The sequence below is a fragment of the Sutterella megalosphaeroides genome (assembly GCF_003609995.1).
Taxonomy (GTDB): domain Bacteria; phylum Pseudomonadota; class Gammaproteobacteria; order Burkholderiales; family Burkholderiaceae_F; genus Sutterella; species Sutterella megalosphaeroides.
Genome location: NZ_AP018786.1, coordinates 412,148 through 432,308 on the forward strand (window position 1 = coordinate 412,148; position 20,161 = coordinate 432,308).

At 65.6% G+C, this 20,161-nt stretch carries 15 protein-coding genes and 1 other RNA gene; 10 read left to right on the plus strand and 6 right to left on the minus strand.

Annotated features, from left to right (window positions below):
• Window positions 1–12: 12 nt before the first annotated feature.
• Entirely contained in the window at window positions 13–1,290 is a 1,278-nt protein-coding gene (locus S6FBBBH3_RS02020) for a hypothetical protein (RefSeq protein WP_120176191.1), read from the plus strand.
• A 174-nt stretch (window positions 1,291–1,464) separates the two neighbouring features.
• On the opposite strand, the gene pyrF is transcribed toward S6FBBBH3_RS02020, so the two are convergent.
• Window positions 1,465–2,280 carry an orotidine-5'-phosphate decarboxylase gene (gene pyrF, locus S6FBBBH3_RS02025; protein WP_120176192.1) on the minus strand — a complete coding sequence of 272 codons (816 nt, stop codon included), beginning with the start codon at window positions 2,278–2,280 and terminating at the stop codon, window positions 1,465–1,467.
• Between the two features lie 264 nt (window positions 2,281–2,544).
• Here pyrF and S6FBBBH3_RS02030 point away from each other — a divergent pair, with 264 nt between their 5' ends.
• Complete coding sequence (locus S6FBBBH3_RS02030; protein ID WP_232008812.1) at window positions 2,545–3,159, plus strand: hypothetical protein; 615 nt, start codon at window positions 2,545–2,547, stop codon at window positions 3,157–3,159.
• Between the two features lie 150 nt (window positions 3,160–3,309).
• On the opposite strand, the gene groL is transcribed toward S6FBBBH3_RS02030, so the two are convergent.
• Window positions 3,310–4,947, minus strand: a complete 1,638-nt coding sequence (groL, locus tag S6FBBBH3_RS02035; protein ID WP_120176193.1) for a chaperonin GroEL — start codon at window positions 4,945–4,947, stop codon at window positions 3,310–3,312.
• Window positions 4,948–5,002: 55 nt separating this feature from the next.
• Window positions 5,003–5,290, minus strand: coding sequence for a co-chaperone GroES (locus S6FBBBH3_RS02040; RefSeq protein ID WP_120176194.1), 288 nt, complete (start codon window positions 5,288–5,290; stop codon window positions 5,003–5,005).
• A 196-nt stretch (window positions 5,291–5,486) separates the two neighbouring features.
• On the opposite strand from S6FBBBH3_RS02040, the gene dacB reads away from it, so the two are divergent.
• Window positions 5,487–7,181 (plus strand): D-alanyl-D-alanine carboxypeptidase/D-alanyl-D-alanine endopeptidase, encoded by a 1,695-nt coding sequence (gene dacB, locus S6FBBBH3_RS02045; protein ID WP_232008813.1) that lies wholly within the window; start codon window positions 5,487–5,489, stop codon window positions 7,179–7,181.
• Window positions 7,182–7,418: 237 nt separating this feature from the next.
• Here the strand turns inward: dacB and S6FBBBH3_RS02050 are convergent, their stop codons facing one another.
• From S6FBBBH3_RS02050 to S6FBBBH3_RS02060, 3 genes are all read right to left on the minus strand, one after another.
• Window positions 7,419–9,599 (minus strand): protein-disulfide reductase DsbD family protein, encoded by a 2,181-nt coding sequence (locus tag S6FBBBH3_RS02050; protein WP_120176195.1) that lies wholly within the window; start codon window positions 9,597–9,599, stop codon window positions 7,419–7,421.
• A 178-nt stretch (window positions 9,600–9,777) separates the two neighbouring features.
• On the minus strand, window positions 9,778–11,058 hold the full coding sequence (gene hemL / locus S6FBBBH3_RS02055) for a glutamate-1-semialdehyde 2,1-aminomutase (protein WP_120176196.1): 1,281 nt from the start codon (window positions 11,056–11,058) through the stop codon (window positions 9,778–9,780).
• 225 nt (window positions 11,059–11,283) lie between these two features.
• The gene (locus S6FBBBH3_RS02060; protein WP_120176197.1) at window positions 11,284–12,450 is read right to left on the minus strand and encodes an outer membrane beta-barrel protein; all 1,167 of its coding nucleotides are present in this window, start codon (window positions 12,448–12,450) and stop codon (window positions 11,284–11,286) included.
• A 173-nt stretch (window positions 12,451–12,623) separates the two neighbouring features.
• On the opposite strand from S6FBBBH3_RS02060, the gene rnpB reads away from it, so the two are divergent.
• The 7 genes from rnpB (at window position 12,624) to S6FBBBH3_RS02095 (ending at window position 20,125) form a co-directional block, all read left to right on the plus strand.
• An RNA gene (gene rnpB / locus S6FBBBH3_RS02065) (RNase P RNA component class A) lies at window positions 12,624–12,933 on the plus strand.
• Window positions 12,934–13,312: 379 nt separating this feature from the next.
• Window positions 13,313–13,735: a division/cell wall cluster transcriptional repressor MraZ gene (gene mraZ, locus S6FBBBH3_RS02070; protein ID WP_120176198.1), complete on the plus strand. Its 423-nt coding sequence runs from the start codon at window positions 13,313–13,315 to the stop codon at window positions 13,733–13,735.
• Between the two features lie 144 nt (window positions 13,736–13,879).
• Window positions 13,880–14,845, plus strand: coding sequence for a 16S rRNA (cytosine(1402)-N(4))-methyltransferase RsmH (gene rsmH, locus S6FBBBH3_RS02075; RefSeq protein ID WP_120176199.1), 966 nt, complete (start codon window positions 13,880–13,882; stop codon window positions 14,843–14,845).
• Between the two features lie 2 nt (window positions 14,846–14,847).
• Window positions 14,848–15,255: a hypothetical protein gene (locus S6FBBBH3_RS02080; protein ID WP_120176200.1), complete on the plus strand. Its 408-nt coding sequence runs from the start codon at window positions 14,848–14,850 to the stop codon at window positions 15,253–15,255.
• Window positions 15,256–15,272: 17 nt separating this feature from the next.
• Window positions 15,273–17,069 carry a peptidoglycan D,D-transpeptidase FtsI family protein gene (locus S6FBBBH3_RS02085; RefSeq protein WP_179950562.1) on the plus strand — a complete coding sequence of 599 codons (1,797 nt, stop codon included), beginning with the start codon at window positions 15,273–15,275 and terminating at the stop codon, window positions 17,067–17,069.
• A 43-nt stretch (window positions 17,070–17,112) separates the two neighbouring features.
• A complete protein-coding gene (locus S6FBBBH3_RS02090) occupies window positions 17,113–18,648 on the plus strand; it encodes a UDP-N-acetylmuramoyl-L-alanyl-D-glutamate--2,6-diaminopimelate ligase (RefSeq protein ID WP_120176202.1) in 1,536 nt (511 codons plus the stop codon).
• 19 nt (window positions 18,649–18,667) lie between these two features.
• Entirely contained in the window at window positions 18,668–20,125 is a 1,458-nt protein-coding gene (locus S6FBBBH3_RS02095) for a UDP-N-acetylmuramoyl-tripeptide--D-alanyl-D-alanine ligase (protein ID WP_170143795.1), read from the plus strand.
• Window positions 20,126–20,161 lie beyond the last annotated feature (36 nt).

Consider the following 20,161-nt stretch of genomic DNA (forward strand, 5'->3'; position numbering starts at 1 on the left):
GGAGGAACCGCTATGGGACGACTTCAACCTACGACGGCAGCGGGAGCGGCCGTTCTTCTGGCCGCCGCTGCGGGGATCGGTCTCGTCTATTACGAAGGCCGCACGTACGATGCGGAGGTCGCCCGACTGATCGAACGCGCGAAAGCCGAAGGGTTCGAGGTCTCGTACGTCGAATCGGAGCGCACGTTCCTCGGACGCGTCTTCCGAGTGGGACTCACCGAAGCGGGCGAATCGCTCTACTGGACAGGGAGCACGCGCTTCGGTTGGGGCGTTGAGAGCCGCTTGTCGCTCGATCAGACGGAAGGGCTCGGGACGCTTCCGGAGCAGGCGGGCGTTCGGGGGTTCGAAGACGAACTCGTCCTTTCCTGGGGGCCCTTCGGTGCGATGCGTCCCGTGACGTGGCGCGGGTCGGCTTTTGCCCTGCACGACGAGTCGCTCGGCACGACCTGGTCCATAGGAGAACAAACGATTTCGTTCACGCCCGCCGACGAAGGCGAGTTGCCGACGATCGCGTACACGCTTGAGGGCGTGCGCGTCGAAGATACGATTCCGGTGGAGGGGGCGAAGGAGCCCAAGGTGTGGACTGAAATCGGTCCCGTGCGGCTCGACTACCGGGGGATCTCGGACGACGAGGCCGACATGACGCTCACGATCGAGCGCGCGACCGTGACGGACGACTTTTCCGCGGGGAAGACGACGCTCGCTTATCGATTGGAGCGCATGAAGGACAAAGCCGCCGCAGCCGGGGGCAAAACCGGCGGGGGCGTACTCGATACGGTCGAATCCGAAGCGACCTATGCGGAAAACGTGACCCTTTCCATGGAAAAGCCCGTCGTGAACGGCGTTGCGAACGACCGCTTCTCCGTGCGCGCGCGTCTCACGGGGCTCACGACCGGCATGATCAACGAATTTGCCTCGATCGGCGCGGGGGTCTTCCTCGGGGGGCTCACCGAGGCGCAGCTCCTCACCGCGCTCGGCGCCGTGCAAAACGCCTTCGTGACGGGGGGACTCGCTTGGGAGCTCGACGAGTGCGCGTTGACGCGCGGCGACGCGACGGCGTCCTTTACGGGGCGCCTCGCCTACGAAAGCCCCGATGCGACGACGCCGGGGGCGGCGCCGCGCCTCGGCGCCTTCCAGATGTCGATTCCCGAGTCGTTCGTTCAGCCCGATGCCGTGGCGGCGCCCCTCGCTCAAGGAACCGTGAAGCTCGTGGACGGGAACCTCGTTTCGCACTTCGAAATCTTCGCGGACCGCATCACGGCAAACGGCCAGCTTCTCGAAGCGTTCTGAGGCCCTCCGCCGCTTTCGCTCCGGAGGGCTCGCGTAGCCCTCTCGGGCGGGAAGAGTCCGACAAAAATCCGGCAAAAGAAAGTCCCGCGGGTCGCTGCGACGCGCGGGACTTTTCGTGAGCGTTGCGGGGCGCGGCCCCGCAACGTCGGCAACTTCGGCAACAGCCGGAGGCGATCAGCGACGGGCGGCGTTGATCGCGTCGCGCGTCGCGACCGCGGCGGCGCGGGCCGCATCCTTCCAGTCGTCTTCGGCGCTCGCGTAGATGATGGCGCGGCCCGAGTTGATCACCATGCCGCCCTTCGAGGCGGTCACGCCCGCCTTGACGCAGGCGTCGACGTCGCCGCCCTGAGCGCCGATCCCCGGCACGAGGAGCGGGAGTTCGGGCGCGATGCGGCGCACGTTGGCGAGTTCGTCCGGGTAGGTGGCGCCCACCACGAGACCGAGTTCGCCCGAGGTGTTCCATTCGGTGGCGGCAAGACGCGCGATGCGTTCGTAGATGCGTTCGCCCTCGACGGTGAGCATCTGGATGTCGTCGCCCCCCTTGTTCGAGGTGCGGCAGAGGATGAAGGCGCCCTTGTCTTCGTAGGCGAGGTAGGGCTTGATCGTATCGAAGCCCATGAAGGGCGAAAGCGTCACGCAGTCGGCGCGATAGCGCTCGAAGGCTTCGCGCGCGTAGTGTTCGGCGGTCGACCCGATGTCGCCGCGCTTCGCGTCGAGGATCACCGGGACGGCCGGGTAGTACTCGTGGATGTAGCCGATGACGGCTTCGAGTTCCTTCTCGGCGCCGCAGGAGGCGAAGTAGGCGATCTGGGGCTTGAACGCGCACACGAGATCGGCGGTCGCGTCGACGATGCCGCGGCAGAATTCGTAGATCGCATCGGGCTTCGAGGCCAGGGCCTTCGGGAAGCGCGCGGGATTGGGGTCGAGTCCGACGCAAAGGAGCGTGTCGGCCGCATTCCAGCGGGCTTCAAGCATTTCGGTGAATTTCATTGCAGTCTCGTCTAGGGGTGATGGCGTCGATCCGCGCCGAAAGAGGCGGGTGCTCGCAGCGCCGTTTTTTCGAACGGCCGCTATCTTAACAAATGCCGTGTGCCGAAGTCGGCGCCCGACCGTGTGCGTGTGTACGGCGTTTGAGGGCGCTTGACGACGCTCCTCGGGTCCGCTCGGGTATCGCGCGCGTCGCCGTTGTGTCATGATGGTTGACACAAGCCGCCTTCGCCCGTGAGGACGCGGTACACCCAAGGAGAGAATTGCATGACTCGTTTTTCGCGCCGCGAGGCGCTTTTCGGTGCCGCACTGCTTGCCGCAGGCGGCTTTGTCGCTCCCGCGTCGGCGTACACGTCGTCCTGGCCCGCCAAACCCGCCGTTCCGACGGACTTGAATGCGGAAGAGCTCTTTTGCGAACTTGAAAAGAACGGTCGCGGCGTCACCCTGAAGGGGCCGGAAGACGCCGACGACCTCATCGTCGTTCGCATGGTCTTCGATACGCAGTGCCCGTGGTGCTTGTGGCAGATGAACCAGTACGCGCCGTTTCGCGACCGCGTGCGCTTTGTCTGGCACCCCGTGGCGGTGCTTTCGCGCTGGAGCGCCCCGCAGGGCGCGGCGATTCTGAGCGCGAAGGACCCCGAAGCGACGCTCGTCGAGCACGAAACGCATTTCCGCGACGCGGACTTCCGAGGGCTCGACGTGCGCAAGATGCAGTTGCCCGACGATGCGATCGACGCCGTCTGGACGAATTCGAAAATCTACCGCCGCGCGGGCGGTCGCGACGTGCCGTTCGGCGTGGCGCGCATGCCCGACGGGCGCTACGTGCCGTTGCCCGAAGAGAAGACCCAGGACTTTGCCGAGGCGCTGGGGCTGAAGCTCTGAGCCCCGGGGGCCGAAAGCCCGGCGCGTCGTCGATGACGCACAGTATGACGAAAGGGGCGCTTGCCTTGCGGCAAGCGCCCCTTTCTCGGTATCGGGCTCGGGATCCCGGCATGAATGCCGGGAGTCTCGATCAAGCTCGAACGGCTGAAATTACATCATGCCGTCCATGCCGCCCATACCGCCCATGCCGGCGGGCATGGGCTTGTCTTCCACCGGGAAGTCGGCAACCATGCAGTCGGTCGTCAGGATGAGCGACGCGACGGAGGCGGCGTTCTGAAGGGCCGTACGGGTGACCTTCGTCGGGTCGAGGACGCCCATTTCAACCATGTCGCCGTAGACGCCCGTCTGAGCGTTGTAGCCGTAGTTGCCCTGGCCCTGAGCGACGTTGTTCACGACGACGCTCGGTTCGTCGCCGGCGTTGGCGACGATCTGGCGCAGGGGTTCTTCCATGGCGCGCAGAACGATGCGGATGCCGGCGTTCTGTTCGTCGTTGTCGCCCTTGAGGTCCTTGATGGCGAGCTTGGCGCGGATGAGCGCGACGCCGCCGCCCGGGACGATGCCTTCTTCAACGGCGGCACGGGTGGCGTGCAGCGCGTCTTCGACACGGGCCTTCTTTTCCTTCATTTCGACTTCCGTCGCGGCACCGACCTTGATCAGGGCCACGCCGCCGGCGAGCTTGGCAACGCGTTCCTGGAGCTTTTCGCGGTCGTAGTCGCTCGTGGCGGCTTCGATCTGGGTGCGGATGTTCTTCACGCGGTTTTCGATGGCTTCGGCATTGCCGGCGCCGTCGATGATCGTCGTGTTTTCCTTCGTGATTTCGATCTTCTTCGCGGAGCCGAGCTGTTCGAGCGTGGCCTTGTCGAGCGAGAGGCCGACGGTGCTCGTGATGACCGTGCCGCCCGTGAGGATGGCGATGTCTTCGAGCATGGCCGTACGGCGATCGCCGAAGCCCGGAGCCTTGACGGCGACGACCTTGAGGATGCCGCGGATCGAGTTCACGACGAGCGTGGCGAGCGCTTCGCCGTCGATGTCTTCGGCGATGATGACGAGCGGACGACCGGCCTTGGCGACCTGTTCGAGGATCGGCAGGAGTTCGCGGATGTTGCTGATCTTCTTGTCGTGCAGAAGAACGAACGGATTTTCGTAGACGGCAGCCTGCTTTTCGGGCTGGTTGATGAAGTAGGGCGAGAGGTAGCCACGGTCGAACTGCATGCCTTCGACGACTTCGAGTTCGTTCTTGAGGCTCTTGCCGTCTTCGACCGTGATGACGCCTTCCTTGCCGACCTTGTCCATCGCTTCGGAGATGATTTCACCGATTTCGGCGTCGGAGTTGGCCGAAATGGCGCCGACCTGGGCGATTTCCTTGTTCGTGGTGGTGGGCTTGGAGAGACCCTTGAGTTCTTCGATGGCGGCGGCGACGGCCTTGTCGATGCCGCGCTTGAGGTCCATCGGGTTCATGCCGGCGGCGACGAACTTCATGCCTTCGTCGACGATGGCCTGGGCGAGCACCGTGGCGGTGGTCGTACCGTCACCGGCGTTGTCGCTCGTCTTCGAGGCGACTTCGCGCACCATGGAGGCGCCCATGTTTTCGAACTTGTCCTTGAGTTCGATTTCCTTGGCGACGGACACGCCGTCCTTCGTCACCGTCGGACCGCCGAAGGCGCGTTCGAGCACCACGTTGCGACCCTTCGGGCCGAGCGTCACCTTGACGGCATCAGCGAGAACGTTGATACCGCGAACCATCTTCGAGCGGGCGTCGTCACCAAAAAGAACCTGCTTGGCAGCCATTTTCTTTCCTTAAATCTTGATGTTGAATTCCGGAGCTGTGTGGAGCGGTCTCGACTTATTCGAGCACGCCCATGATGTCTTCTTCGCGCATGACGAGAAGTTCCTGACCGTCGACCTTGACGGTCTGGCCGGAGTACTTGCCGAAGAGGACGCGATCGCCCACCTTGACGTCGAGGGCGATGACGCGGCCGGCTTCGTCGCGCTTGCCGGGACCGACGGCGATCACTTCGCCCTGGTCGGGCTTTTCGCCGGCGGAGTCGGGAATGACGATGCCGAACGACGTGGTCGTTTCCGCTTCGAGGCGCTTGATGATGACGCGGTCGTGCAAGGGACGGATCTGCATTTGAGAATTCTCCAAAAAAGCCCGAATTCCATACGCCGCAGGCGTTCGGAGGGCTACTTTGTAACAAAGAGGGGTAGGGGCGCACTGCACACGGGCGCATTTCCCTTACCATTTGTGACCTATATGGGGACGGTCCCGAAAAATTCAAGGCGGGCCGTCACGTTTTTTTACAGAGACAACGGATGAGGTGAACGGCGTGATCGATCGTTTCCGGGATTGCGCGACGAGCCCGCGTCGGGTGACGTCGGGGATTGTGAAAGGGCTTTGCGTCGGTGTCTGTGCCGCGGTGCTCGGTTTTTCGGGCGCGGTCCGAGCCGACGCCGCGAAAGCGCAGCCGAGCGAAGCGCGAAGCGCCGCGCGCTCGGCCCTGCCCGAGCAGCTCGCGAAGGCGGCCCGCCGCTGGAAGGTGAATCCCGACGACGTGGTCGTGGCGCTCGTGAAGCTCGACGACACGGGGCTCGATGCCAAGGGGCGTTTGAAGAAGACGCCCCTTGCGTTCGCGCACAACGCGGACCGGTCCGTCGCGCCCGCTTCGACCGCCAAACTCGTGACGACGCTTGCGGGCTTTGAAGTGCTCGGCGCCACGCACCACTGGTACACGGGCTTTTACACCGACGCCCGACCCGACGCGTCGGGGGTTCTGAACGGGAACCTCTACGTGCGCGGCGGGGGCGATCCGACGCTCGTGATCGAAGACTTCATGCTGCAAGTCGACCGACTCGCGCAGATGGGCGTGAAGCACTTCAAGGGCGACATCGTCGTCGACCGCTCGTACTTCAACATTCCCCGCCTCGATCCGGGCGCTTTCGACGGACGCCGCTCGCGCCCCTACAACCTGCCGCCCGATGCGGCGCTCCTCAACTACCGCAACCTCAGTCTCGACCTCGTTCCCGATCGGGAAAAGGGCGTGGCGCGGGTCGTCGTCATGCCGCCGCTCGCGGGCGTGACGATTCCGTCGACCGTGAAGCTCACGTCGGGCGCCTGCGGCGACTGGAAGACGAAGTTGGGTTTCCGCGTGCGCAAAAACGCCGACGGCACGAAGCGCGTTTTCCTCGACGGGGGGCTCGCCCGCTCGTGCGGCGCGAAAACCTTCAACGTGATCGCGTTCGAAGCGGACGAATACTTCGAGCGCGTCTTCTGCGCGCTCTGGGTGAAGGACGGCCGCACGTGGACGGGGCACGTCAAGGCGGGGCGGATCCCCGAGAAGGCCGATCGCAGTTTCGTGCGCATGTCGCCGAGCCTCGCGGAAGTGGCCGTGCTCACGAACAAGTGGTCGAACAACGTCATGGCACGCCACATCTTCCTCTCGCTCGGCGAAAAGCGCGTGAAGGACGAGGCGACCGCTCGTGCGAAGAAAGCCGCCGCGTCGGGCGCCAAGGTCGAAAAGCCCCGCTTCGAGCGCGGCATCACTTACGAGGACGCCCGCGGGGCGCTCGCCGACTGGCTCGCGTCGCGCGGGATCGACCCCAAGACGATTCACATCGACAACGGCTCGGGCCTCTCGCGCGAGACGCGCGTCACGGGGCGCGCGATGGCCGAACTCCTCGCCGTCGGCTGGCACGGCCCCTACATGCCCGAATACGCGGCTTCGATGCCCGTGACGGGCAAGGACGGCACGATGCGAAAGCGCAACGTCGCCGTGGCCGAAGGGCGCATCAAGACGGGGTTCCTCGCCGACGTGCGCAGTATCGGGGGCTACATCCACGCCAAAGACGGGACGCGCTACGCGCTCTACGCGAGCGTGCACGGGAAAGCGAACATGCCGGGCGGGATCGCGTTCCTCGACAACGTGATCGACTGGGCGTACAAGCGCCCGGGCGACGCGCCCGAAGCCCGTTCGAGCTCGAAGTCGAACGCGAAGTCGAGCGATAAGGCGGTTGCAAAGCCCTGAGCGCTGCCGAAGGGCTCTGCGAGCCCTTCGCGCGTTTGACGGCAGAAATTGCCGAAACCCCCGCAAACATCGCGTTTGGCGGGGGTTTCGATTATTTTCGCGTAGGGGTATGAGGGCTGTGAAAGCGGCTGCCCGGGGCAGTCCGGAAGACGCACAGCCAAAACGCACAGCAAAAAGGGCGACCGCCTTCACGGCGGTCGCCCTTTCATCCCTTCGATCCCATCGGGTGGGAATCGATCAGCGGGCGTTCTCTTCGAGCGCGTCGATCACGATCGAGGGCGTGAGCAGTTCGGGCAGAACCGTCACCTTCCCCGAGGGGCTGTAGAGGAGATAGAGCGGCACGCCGCTGCGGCCGAATTCGCCGAGCACGCGCGAAATCTCTTCGTTGCGGTTCGTCCAGTCGGCGGTGAGCTTCACGACGTTGAGTTCGTCCATCTTGCGGGCGACCTCGTCGCGGTGGAGCGCCGCCGCTTTGTTCGCCTGACAGGTCACGCACCAGGCGGCGGTGAAGTCGACGAAGACGGGGCGACCCGAGGCCAAACCCGCGCGGACGGCTTCGTCGCTCCAGGCAGACCAGCCGGCTTCGACGTCGATCGTTTCGCTTTGCTTCACAAACGCGTCGTTGCCGCAGACGCCGACCGCAATCAGAGCGATCGCGCCCATGGCGGCCATGAGCGGACGGTTGCGACCGCGCCCCCACTGTTCGCGCCCGAGGAGCCAGAAAAAGACCGCGGCCGCGCCGAGACCGCAGGCAAGAACGAGCATGCCGCGGTAGTCGATCTGCTTCGAGAGAACCCAGCCGAGCCAGACGAGCGCAAGCGCCATCGGAACGGCCATCACGCGTCGGAAGGTTTCCATCCAGGGGCCGGGCTTCGGAAGAAGCTTCGCCCAGGAGGGGAAGACGCAAAGCAAGAGCCACGGGAGCGCCATCCCCGCGCCGAGCGCAAGGAAGATGCCGACCGCTTCGATCGCGGGTTGCGTGAGGGCGTACCCGAGCGCCGCCCCCATGAAGGGCGCCGTGCAGGGGCTCGCCACGATGACGGCGAGCACCCCCGTCAGGAAGGAGTTTGCGGCCCCCGACTTCGGCGCGCCGCGCACGACCTTCGCGTCCGCAACGCCCGAGCCGAGCGTGAATTCGAAGAGCCCGAGGAGGTTGAGCGTGATGGCGCCGAAAAGAAGGATCAAGAGTGCGACGACGACGGGCGACTGAAGCTGGAACCCCCAGCCGAGCGCCATGCCCGCACCGCGAAGCGCCATCAAAACGCCCGAGAGCGCGCCCATCGTCAGGAGCACCCCGCCCGTAAAGGCGAGGCCATGCCCGAGCAGACCCTCGCCCTTCTTGGCACCCTCCAGAAGCTGCAAAAGCTTCAGGGAGAGGACCGGGAAGACGCAGGGCATGAGGTTCAGAATGAGGCCGCCGAGGAACGCGAAGGCGATCGCCGTCCAGGTCGTGATCGACCCCGCGTCTGCGGACGGGAGTTCGACGACGACGGGCTCGGCCGCGCGTTCGGGCGGCGTCACGGTCCCGGCTTCGAGGGGCACCGTCGTTTCGACAGCCCAGCCGCCTTCGGCGGGCCCGCCGTCCGCAACGAGAATGCCCGTCAGGGTTTCGCGAGGCGACTGCGCGAAGGCGTCGCTTGCCGTGAGGTAGAGGGACGAGGCGCCGTTTTCTTCCGCGACGTACTGCGGAAGGACGTTGAGTTTGAAAGCGTCGCCTTCGAGCGGATAGAAGTCGAGCTTCGACTTCACGACCCCCGCCGTTGCGGGGACGTCGATGCGAAGGTTCGTGCCTTCGATTTCGGCCGAAGCGACGTTCTTCACCACTTCGGGTACGAGCGTGAGCGCTTGAGCGACGCGCGGCGCGTCGTCGCTCGGCTGCGCCGCGACGGCAAGCGGCAGCGTAATTTGGGCGGTCGCTTCGCCTGGGACGCAGAGGTCCTTGCAGGCGAGGAATTCGATCTTGACCGAAACGGTCACCTTGTTGCCGAACCGGTTCTGGCGCGGAATGTCGAGCGTGAACGGAAAGAGTGCTTCGGCTCCGTAGCCGAAACTCATGAGCGAACCCGTGACGATCCGTTCGGGCAGGGGGAATTGCGGCGCCGAAGCTTTGAAGCCCGAAGGCGTCGTGAATTGGAACTGCGACGGGAGGCCCGCGTCGCCCGGCATCCGCCAGTAGGTGTGCCAGCCGTCGCGGTGCTCGAGCACCACCGCCAGTCGGTTGAGGGCCTGAGGCGTCAGGGCTTTGTTTTCGGCGATGAGCTTCGCGCTCACTTGGGGAGCGGCCGACTGTTGCTGGGGGGCTTTGCCGAGATCGATGGCCGAAAGCCAGCCCGAGTCGTTTGCGGCCCAAAGGGCGGAGCTCGCCGCACAGCAAAGGGCGGCGGCAACAAGGCGCTTGGTGCTCGTGGAAATGGACATGACGGAAGGGTTTACCAGGCTTACAGGGAGATCGGGATTCGTTCGTGTCCGTCAAGCGTAGAGCAAGACGCTTGCGCGTCGCAAGAGTCCGCGCTCCTGCCGCGTGGAAACGAAACGTTGCCGACGGGCACGAAAAAGGCGCGCGAACCGGTCGGTTGCCGCGCGCCTGTCGGGGCGATTAGGCCACCTTGGCGAACGCTTCGCGCGCGGCCTCGACGGTCTTTGCGATCACGTCATCGGTGTGCGTGATCGAGACGAAGCCCGCCTCGAAGGTCGAGGGAGCGAAGTAGCAGCCGAGTTCGAGCATTTCATGGAACCAACGACCGAAGCGGGCCTGGTCGGCCTTCATGACGTCGGCAAAGCCGCGGGGCTTTTCGTCGAGGAAGTAGATCCCGAACATGCCGCCCACGCTGTCGGCGCAGAAGGGAACGCCCGCTTCGCGCGCGGCTTCGGTGAGGCCGGCCGTGAGCTTGCTCGTCTGAGCGGAGAGTTCGTCGTAGAAGCCCGGACGCTGGATCTGCTTGAGCGTGGCCATGCCGCAGGCGACGGCGACGGGGTTGCCCGAGAGCGTGCCCGCCTGATAGACGGGGCCGCACGGGGCGACCTTCTGCATGATGTCGGCGCGAGCGCCGAAGGCCGCCACGGGCATGCCGCCGCCGATCACCTTGCCGAGCATCGTGATGTCGGGGGTGACGCCGTAGAGCGACTGAGCGCCGCCCAGGGCAACGCGGAAGCCCGTCATCACTTCGTCGACGATGAGAAGCGCCCCGTGCTTCGTGCAGAGTTCGCGCATCGTGCGGATGAATTCGGGCGTGGCGCGCACGAGATTCATGTTGCCCGCCACGGCTTCGACGATCACGCAGGCGATTTCGTCGCCGTAACGCGCGAAGGCTTCTTCGAGCTGCTGCGGGTTGTTGTATTCGAGCACGAGCGTGTGTTCCGTGACGGAAGCGGGAACGCCCGAGGAGGAGGGATTGCCGAAGGTGAGAAGGCCCGAACCCGCCTTCACGAGGAGGGAGTCGGAGTGGCCGTGGTAGCACCCTTCGAACTTCACGATCTTGTCGCGACCCGTGTAGCCGCGGGCGAGACGAATGGCGGACATGCCCGCTTCGGTGCCGGAGCTCACGAGGCGAACTTCTTCCATGGCGGGCACGAGCTTGCGGATTTCTTCGGCGATGACGATTTCGGCTTCCGTGGCCGCACCGAAGGAGATGCCGCGTTCGACGGCTTCCTTGACGGCGGCGACGACGTCGTCGTTGTTGTGGCCGAGGATCATCGGACCCCAGGAGCAGACGTAGTCGATGTAGGACTTGCCTTCGGCGTCCCACATGTAGGGGCCCTTGGCGCGTTCAATGAAGCGCGGGGCGCCGCCCACGGAACGGAAGGCTCGCACGGGCGAGTTGACGCCGCCGGGGATGACCTTCTGCGCGCGGTCGAAGAGTTCCTGATTGTGATCCATCGTTGTGCTCCCAAAGCATGAGAAAAATAGGGGTCGGTCCGACGCGGCTCGGTGCGAATCGGGCGACGAGCACGGCGGGCGCGGGAAAGTGCCCGCATTGTAGCGGCCCGCTCTGAATCGAGCGTTAAGAGTATGCCCGAAGGTCGAAGGTCTCCCGAAGAAGAAAAACGGCGCGCCTTCCCGCCGGGGAAGAGCGCGCCGCTCGGGGTGCGTCGCGGTGCGTTCTTAGAACGCGATGCCGAGACCGAGCGTGAAGTCGGTCGGCATCGGGCGCAGCGTCGGACGCACGTCGCGTTCGGCGTCGAGGCCGTCCCCGAAGCGCGAAATGTTCGTATCCATGCTGCCCGTCAGGTAGATGCGGTCCGTGAACGCCCAGGTAAAGCCGAGGGTCGTCGTCGGGTGAATGCTCGTGTCGGAAATATTCGGCGCTTCGAGGCGCGAGTAGCCCACGCCCGCACCCGCGAAGAGTCGGAAGGTCTTCGTCACGTCGAGGTTGTAGGCGACGGTGAGGCTGTAGGTTTCCAGATCCATCGAGCGGGTGCGACCCGAAACCGTCTTGAAGTCGTAGGAGTTCTTCCGGTACTTGAGGTCGGTCTGCCAGTGGCGGCCCGAGTAGCGACGCAGACCGACGTTCCAGACGGCATCGTTCTTGATCGTGTTGGGCGAATACTCTTCGCCGTTGTCGGCGTAGCTCCAGCCGTAGCCGCCGTAGAGGAGGTTCGCGTGCTTGGCGAAGGGGCTCGTCGCGGGCAACGGATCGTCGCGGCGCTTCGCATTGTCGACCGTGATGCTCGAGTAGAAGAAGAAAACGTTCGTAAAGGGGATGAAGGTGCCGTAAAAGCTCACCGTATCCGAGCCGATCTTGGCGACGGGGAGGGGCAGCGGGCAGGGCAGCCACATGTAGTCCGCGCGCATCGTGAAGCCCGCGAGGTAGCCCGCACCCCAGTGCAGACCGGTGTTGCCGATCGGGTAGCGCGCCACCCACGAGTAACCCACCATCGGTTCGACCTGGTAGTTGGAGTCGACGAAGGCCGTCACGAAGAACATGCGTTCGTTGCCGCGCTCGTCGATCACCTGGCGGGCGAGCCCCATGCCGAAGGGCCAGCCGTTTTCTTCGTCGCGCTGCTCCCAGGCCCAGCGGGGATGGTTCGTGTAGACCGGAGCGACGAGGAGGTCGTTGCCGTTCTTCATGATGAAGTCGGCCCCTTCCTTCGAGTCGGCCCAGAAGCTCTTCCAGTCGCCCGGGCGTTCCGAGGAGGGACGCACGAGGCCGGCCGGGGTCGTGTCCGCAACGGCCTCGAGTGCATTGGAGAAAAAGCCCGCTTGGGCCGAAAGCGACGCCAACGCCGCACCGACGGCCGCGGCCGCCCGAACAATCTTGAAGGGGGTCATGGTGAGGTTCGAGGGACGCCGTAGATACACGTCCCGCAAAAGGGGAAAAAGGACCGCTCATTTTCCCATAACCCGCCCCGACGCGCGCGAGCACGCAGGGACCGAAATTGCAAAAGTCGCGCCCCGCCCTTGATGGGCGCGGGAAAAACGGCTAAAGTGCACGCCCTGCAGCGGGAGTTCTTCGGGCTGTCGTCGGCGGCTTCATGCCGCGGGAGGAAAGTCCGGACTCCGCAGGGCGCCGTAGCAGGTAACACCTGTCCGCCGCGAGGCGAGGATCAGAGCAACAGAGACGAGCCGACTTCGGGTCGGGTGAAACGGGCAATCTCTACGGGGAGCAACATCAAATAGGCAGCCGACGGACCGGCCCGGTCCGGCTGCGGGTAGATGGCTTGAGGCGGCGTGCGAACGCCGTCCTAGACGAATGACCGCCGCGCGTCCCTTCGGGGACGCGAACATAATCCGGCTTACAGAGGGAGTCCCGCTGCAAACGAACTCCGAAAGCACCCGGCGTCCGCGGACGTCGGGTGCTTTTTTTTGACCGTTGCGTCCGTTTTTTTTCGAATATTGTTCAGGCTTTGTTCGATGCGCTTTGTTTTCGCAAGGGCCGGGAAACAGTCCGAGAAACGCCCCCGGGAATGCCCGATTTTCGGGTCCCGGCAAAAGTGTGTCCGAAAAGTGTGTCCGAATCTTGTCCCGCCCCCTTCGGGCCGTTCCCGATTCGCCCGTTTGTGGGAAAATGTGGGGCTAAGTGGGATCGTACGAAATGTCGTGTCGCGGAGGAATCTGCGGACGGGTCGTCCTTCCCGAAGAGGGCAACAGATTTTTGCGGATCGGACCGCAACGATTTCGGGACGCAAAGTACGTGTATCAGGGAACCTCGCTTCTCGTGCTCGACGCCAAAGGGCGTCTTTCGGTGCCCGCGCGGCATCGGGAGGCGTTGTGCGCCGAGTCGGGCGGCGGCGTGGTCGTCACCCGTCACCCCGACGGCTGTCTGGTGATTTATCCGACGCCCGTTTGGGAGGAAAAGTGCGAGGCGCTCCGGCGCCTGCCGTACTCGGCGAGGGCTTTGGTGCGCTTTGTGTTGGGGAGTGCCGTCGAAGTGAATTGGGACGCCGCGGGGCGTCTTTTGATTCCGGCGGAGCTGAGAACGTTGGCGGGTTTGTCGCGCGAAGCGGCGCTTGTGGGCGTCGGGACGCACTTCGAACTCTGGGACCGCGCGGCGCTGCTTGAGCGCGAAGCTCAAGACCTGGCGGCGGGTCTGGACGCGGCGGACTTCGTTTTCTGACGAAGCCCGCTTTCGGCGATGGTTTTCCGGCCGAAAGCCTCTCTTCGGATTGCGGGACGCCCGTTCGGGGCTCTTTGCCGCACCGTTTCTCGCACGCTCCCAGCTTGCCCGCCCGAAACTTCCCACAAAGCAAAGCTTATCGTCATGGCCGAGCCTTTCGTTCATCTTTCCGTTCTCGGCGAGGAGTCGCCCGAGGCGCTCGTCATCCGTCCCGACGGCCTGTACGTCGACGGCACGTTCGGCCGAGGCGGCCACAGCCGCCGCATTCTCGCCAAGCTCGCTCCCGAAGGACGGTTGATCGCGTTCGACCGCGATCCGGAAGCCGTGCGCGCCGCGGCCGAGATCGACGATGCGCGTTTCCGCATCGTGCACGCGCCTTTTTCGACGATGGCCGAAGAGCTCGCGCGCTTGGGCGTTGCCGCGGGCGAAGTGGACGGGGTCTTTCTCGACATCGGCGTTTCCTCTCCGCAGATCGACGACGCTTCGCGCGGGTTTTCCTTCCGCTTCGAGGGGCCGCTCGACATGCGCATGGATACGACGACGGGCGTGACGGCCGCGGAGTGGCTCAATACGACCGATGAAAAAACCATCCGACGCGTGATCGACCTCTACGGCGAAGAGCGCTTCGCCGGGCCCATTGCGCGCGCGATCGTCGCGCGCCGCGCGGAAAAGCCCTTTGCGACGACGGGGGACCTTGCGGATCTCGTCGCCTCGGTCGTGCCGCGCAACAAAAAGGACATGGGCCAGCACCCCGCGACGCGCACCTTCCAGGCGATTCGCATCGAGGTGAACCGCGAGCTCGAAGAACTCCGCACCGCTTTGAACGCCGCGGGGCGCCTCCTCGCGCCCGCGGGGCGCCTGGCCGTCATCAGTTTCCATTCGCTCGAAGACCGCATCGTGAAGCGCTTCTTCGATCGCGCCGCGCATCCCGAGCGCGACCTCGATCCGCGTCTGCCGATTCCCGTCTCCAAGCTTCCGAAGCCCGCTTTCGTCGACGTCGAACGCATCCGACCGAGCGAAGCCGAGTGCGCCGCGAACCCGCGGGCGCGCTCCGCCATCTTGCGTGCGGGCACGCGCACGGCCGAACCCTGGACGAACATCGAGGTGTAACGATGAACCGCACCTCGCCGATCGAACTCGTGTGGGTGGCGGTGCTCGGGTTCGCGCTTTTCGTGAGCGCGCTCTCGCTCGTCGACCTGCACTACCGTACGCGTCAGGTGTTCGTCGCGCACGAGCGCGAACTCGACACGGCGCGCAAACTTCAGGACGACCAGGCCGAACTTCAGATGAAGGTTCGGCGCGCGTCGCTGCCCGGCAGCATCGTCGCGGGCGCGCGCGAGCTCGGCCTCAAGGGCGCCACGGGCGACAACACCGTGACGCTCGTTCGGGCCAAAGACGGTACCGTCGCTCTTTCCGAAGAAACGAAGGCCCGCATCGCCGCCGAAGCGGCCGCGCAGGCCGAACGCCGCGCGAAACTCGAAGCGCAGCGCGCCAAGCGTCAGAGGAGGGCCAAATCGTGAGGAATCCCATCGGCCGCATGGCATCCGCTCTTTTGCGCGCGATCGAAGACGGGATCCGACGCGACCGCGCGGCCCGCAAGGCGGAGCCCACGCACACGTCGAGCCCCCTGATCGTCATACCGATCCCGCGCTGGCGCACGTACTTCACGTTCTTCATCATCGTGACGGCCTTCATTCTGCTGGCCGTCCGAGCGTTCTGGCTTCAGGTCGTGACGAGCGACTTTCTGCAGGGGCAGGGCGAAGCGCGTTACGCGCGCACGCTCTCCATCGCGGGAACGCGCGGCGAAATTCTCGACCGCAACGGCGTGGTGCTCGCATCGTCCCAGCCCGTGCGCAGCATCTGGGCGGACCCCGCGTTTGCCAAAAAGGCGACGCAGGAAGACCTGACGAAGCTCGCGTTCGTGCTCGGGATGACGTACGACGACGTGAAGTACCGAATCGAGAACAGCACCTCGCGCAACTTCGTCTACCTCTCGCGCCAGCGCGACATCGCGACGGCGGAAGCCGTGCGCGAGCTCGGCATTCCCGGGATCGGCATTTCGCCCGAAGTGCTCCGCGAGTATCCGGACGGTCCGGTGATGGCGCACCTCGTGGGCTTTACGGGGCGCGACGACCGCGGGCAGGAAGGGATCGAACTCGCCTGCGACGAACAACTCTCGGGCTACCAGGGCGCGCGCCGCGTCATTCGCGACCGCATCGGGCGCATCGTCGACGACGTGTGGGCCAAGGAAGCGGTGCCGGGCAAGGACGTCACGCTCTCGATCGATTCGCGCGTGCAGTTCATCGCCTACGAGGCGCTGGGCAAGGCCATGGAAGAGACGGAAGCCAAGGCGGGCGCCGTCGTCGTGGCGGACGTGACGACCGGGGAAATCCTCGCGCTCGTCAATGCCCCCACGTACGACCCGAACGACCGCTCGACGATGCAGTTCGATCGCGTGCGCAACCGCGTCCTCACGGACCAGTTCGAGCCGGGCTCGACCATGAAACCCTTTGCGATCGCCAAAGCGCTCGACATGGGGATCGTGAAGCCCCTCACCACCATTCAGACGGCTCCGGGGAAACTCACGATCGGCGACCGCACGATCGGCGACACGCACGACTACGGGTTGCTCACCGTAGCCGAAGTCGTTTCGAAGTCGTCCAACATCGGCACGGCGAAAATCGCGCTCGAAATCGCTCCGCAAACGCTCTGGGACATGTACTCGGCTCTCGGCTTCGGGCGCGCGCCCGACATCGGGTTCCCGGGCGCGACCGCGGGTCGCTTGCGCCCGGCGAAGTCGTGGCGTCCGATCGAACAGGCGACGATTTCCTACGGCCACGGCGTGACGGTCTCCCTCATGCAGCTCGTGCGCGCCTACACGGCGCTTGCGCGCAACGGCGACGTGATCGATCTGACGCTCTTCAAGCGCGATCCGAACGCGGGTCCCGTACAGGGCGAGCAGGTGTATAAGCCCGAAACCGTCCGATCGATCCGCGCCATGATGATGAACACCGTGCGTCGCGGTGGTACGGCGTCCCAGGTGAAAGTGGCGGGCTACTCGGTGGCCGGCAAAACCGGGACCGCCAACAAGGTGAAAAACGGCCGCTACACGAACGACACCGTGGCGAGCTTCGTCGGGATCGTTCCGGCGGTGCAGCCCCGCTTCATCGTGGCCGTCATGATCGACGAACCCAAACGCGGCAGCCATTTCGGCGGCCGCGCCGCGGCGCCCGTATTCAACGCGGTGGCCGCAGGCACCCTGCGCACGCTCATGGTGACGCCCGACGACGCGACGCTCGCGTCGGGGAAGTTCCTCTCCGAGCTGCAGCGGTGAAGACCCCCGCGGATACGACCGAATCCGACACAAAGGAAGCGATATGGAACGAACAACCGCTGAAATTCTCGCGTGGCTCAAGGGCCTCGCTCACGACGGGGCGCGCCTGCGTCTCGACAGCCGCCGGGTGGAGCCCGGCGACATTTTCGTCGCCGTCCCCGGGGCGCGCGTCGACGGGCGCACCTACATTCGCGTGGCGATGGCCCGCGGTGCGGCGGGCGTTCTCCTGGAGGAGCGTCCCGAGGAAAATTCGGGAAGCCTCCCCGCGGCGCCCGAACGGCACCCGATCGCGTCGCTTGCGACCGAAAACCTCACGGCGCGCTTGGGCGAAATCGCCGCGGCCTTTTACGGCGACCCGACCGCCCGCATGACGGGCTTTGCCGTCACGGGTACGAACGGGAAGACGACGACCACGCACTGGATTGCCGAATTGATGACGCGCGCGGGACGCCCGGGCGCCGTCGTCGGCACGATCGGCTGCCGCTTGGGGGGCATGCGCTTTGAGGTGCCCGGACTCACGACGCCCGATGCGGTGTCCTTTCAGGGGGTTGCCGCCGACCTCGTCGCCGCGGGGGCCGAAGCCTTCGCGGTCGAGGCAAGCTCGATCGGCCTCGTACAGGGGCGCCTTTCGGGGACGAAGGTCGACGTTGCCGTCTTTACGAATCTCACGCGCGACCACCTCGACTACCACGGCACGATGGACGCGTATGCCGAAGCAAAGGCACGTCTTTTCGCGTGGCCGGGCCTCAAGGTTGCGGTAGTGAACGCCGACGACCCCGAAGGGGTGCGCATGGCGAAGGCGGCGATCGCCTCGGGGGCCGATCTCTGGACGACGAGCCTCGAAGGACGCACGATCGAAGGGGCCCGCCACCGCGTCGAAGCGCGCGACGTGCGACCGTTCGCCTCGGGGATGCGTTTTTCGCTGGTGCTCGACGGTACGACGCACCCCGTCGAAGCGCGCATCGCGGGCGACTTCAACGTCTCGAACCTGCTTGAAGCCGCGGCCGCAGTGCTCGCGGCGGGCATTCCCCTCGAAGCGGTGCTGCCGCACCTGGAGGGTCTTCTGCCCCCTGCGGGTCGCATGCAGATGATCGAGCGGGCGGGCACGCCCCTGGCGGTCGTCGACTACAGCCACACGCCCGACGCCTTGGAAAAGGCGCTCGAAAGCCTGCGCCCGATCGCCGGGCACCGCGGCGGCCGCCTCTGGGCGGTCTTCGGTTGCGGTGGTGACCGCGACCCGGGCAAGCGCCCGATGATGGGTGCGGCGGCCGTGCGTTTGGCCGACCGTGTGCTCGTCACGAGCGACAACCCGCGTTCGGAAGACCCCGAAGCCATCGCCCGCGACGTGCTCGCGGGGGCGCCCGGGGCCGAGTGCGCGATCGATCGTCGCGAAGCCATTCATCGCGCGATGCTCGAAGCGGCTCCCGAGGACGTCGTCCTCGTTGCGGGCAAAGGGCACGAAGACTATCAGGAGACGGCGGGTGTTCGTCACCACTTCAGCGACGTCGAAGTCGTGAACGAAGCGCTCAACGAGCGCCGCACGATCGAATTCGCGAAGGCCGACCGCGCGCACGACTAATCGGATGAGGAAGATCGGTATGAGTTCCGTACAACGTCTCGGCCTCGACGCCCTGTGGATCAAAGAGGCGCTTGAGGCGGTCGAAGGACTGCTTCTCAAGGCGCCCGAAACGCTTCCCGAGGGAGCGATCGACGCGGTCCTCTCGGATTCGCGCCGCGCAGGCCCGGGCACCTTGTTCGTCGCCCTGCCGGGCGAGCGCTTCGACGGACACGATTTCGTCGCGGACGTCGCTCGTCGCGGTGCGACCGCGGCCCTCGTCGCGCGTCCGGTCGATGCGGACATCGCGCAGTTCGTCGTCGCCGACACGGTCGAAGCCTACGGGGCGATCGCCGCACGGTATCGGCGCGAACTCGGCGCGCGCATCGTCGCGGTGGCGGGGAGCAACGGCAAAACCACCACCACGCAGATGGTTGCGGCGATCATGCGCGCCGCGCACGGCGATCGAACCGCCTCGACCGCGGGGAATTTCAACAACCACGTCGGCGTGCCGCAGACGCTCCTGAGCTTCCCTCGCGGAACCGAGTACGCGGTCGTCGAAGCCGGGATGAATCACCCCGGAGAACTCGCGCGCCTTGCGGACTGGATCCGCCCCGACACGGTGCTCCTTACGAACGCGCAGCGCGAACATCAGGAGTTTCTCGCCGGGGTGCGTGAAACGGCGTGGGAAAACGGCCTGGCCGTTGCGGCGCTCCCGGATTCGGGCTTCGCGGTCTACCCCTCGGACGACGCCTCGTGCGACGTCTGGGCGTCGATCGCGCGCGCCCGCGGCGTGCGTGCGCTCACGTTCGCGACCGACCCCGCCGTCAAGGCCGACGCCCGCATGACGCTCGACGAGCGGGGCGACGCGGTGCTCCGTTTTTCGGACCGCACCCCGGGCGGCGCCGCGTGCCTTGTCTTTCCCTTCGGAATGGCGGGCGAACACAACCGCCACAATGCGGCGGGTGCGGCTCTCGCCGCCCGCACGCTCGGGTTGCCCGATTCGGCGATCGTCGAGGCGCTTACGAACTTTCGCGCTCTTCGCGGCCGCGGTGCGGCGATTCGCACCGAAGACGGCTCCGACATCACGATCTACGACGAGGCCTACAATGCCAACCCCGACAGCATGAAGGCCGCCATGCGGATTCTCGTCGAAGATCCGAGTCCCGCGAAGGTCTTCCTCATGGGCGACATGGGCGAGGTCGGGAAAGACGGTCCCGCCTGTCACGCCGAAGTGGGCGCTTATGCTCGGGAACTGGGGCTCACGCTCTGGACGTGCGGCGAACTCTCGCAGTACGCGGCCGAAGCCTGCGGCGAGCGTGCGCGCCGGTTCGCGACGGTCGCGGAGCTTCTGGAGCACCTCACCGAACTCCCCGCGTCGAAGGCCGCTTTCACCGTGAAGGCGAGTCATTCGATGGGGTTCGATCGGGTCGTTGCCCGACTCCTCGAACTTCATGCGCGCCGAGACGACGCACCCCGAAATCCCACCAACGAAAACTGAGCCGGCCGCGCGTGCGGCGCGATGCTCATCCTTCAT

Excerpts from the sequence above, each read along its gene's own strand:
- S6FBBBH3_RS02020 (WP_120176191.1), top strand. The coding sequence starts at position 13 with ATGGGACGACTTCAACCTACGACGGCAGCGGGAGCGGCCGTTCTTCTG.
- pyrF (WP_120176192.1), bottom strand. The coding sequence starts at position 2,280 with ATGAAATTCACCGAAATGCTTGAAGCCCGCTGGAATGCGGCCGACACG.
- S6FBBBH3_RS02030 (WP_232008812.1), top strand. The coding sequence starts at position 2,545 with ATGACTCGTTTTTCGCGCCGCGAGGCGCTTTTCGGTGCCGCACTGCTT.
- groL (WP_120176193.1), bottom strand. The coding sequence starts at position 4,947 with ATGGCTGCCAAGCAGGTTCTTTTTGGTGACGACGCCCGCTCGAAGATG.
- S6FBBBH3_RS02040 (WP_120176194.1), bottom strand. The coding sequence starts at position 5,290 with ATGCAGATCCGTCCCTTGCACGACCGCGTCATCATCAAGCGCCTCGAA.
- S6FBBBH3_RS02050 (WP_120176195.1), bottom strand. The coding sequence starts at position 9,599 with ATGTCCATTTCCACGAGCACCAAGCGCCTTGTTGCCGCCGCCCTTTGC.
- hemL (WP_120176196.1), bottom strand. The coding sequence starts at position 11,058 with ATGGATCACAATCAGGAACTCTTCGACCGCGCGCAGAAGGTCATCCCC.
- S6FBBBH3_RS02060 (WP_120176197.1), bottom strand. The coding sequence starts at position 12,450 with ATGACCCCCTTCAAGATTGTTCGGGCGGCCGCGGCCGTCGGTGCGGCG.
- rsmH (WP_120176199.1), top strand. The coding sequence starts at position 13,880 with ATGGCCGAGCCTTTCGTTCATCTTTCCGTTCTCGGCGAGGAGTCGCCC.
- S6FBBBH3_RS02080 (WP_120176200.1), top strand. The coding sequence starts at position 14,848 with ATGAACCGCACCTCGCCGATCGAACTCGTGTGGGTGGCGGTGCTCGGG.
- S6FBBBH3_RS02085 (WP_179950562.1), top strand. The coding sequence starts at position 15,273 with ATGGCATCCGCTCTTTTGCGCGCGATCGAAGACGGGATCCGACGCGAC.
- S6FBBBH3_RS02090 (WP_120176202.1), top strand. The coding sequence starts at position 17,113 with ATGGAACGAACAACCGCTGAAATTCTCGCGTGGCTCAAGGGCCTCGCT.
- S6FBBBH3_RS02095 (WP_170143795.1), top strand. The coding sequence starts at position 18,668 with ATGAGTTCCGTACAACGTCTCGGCCTCGACGCCCTGTGGATCAAAGAG.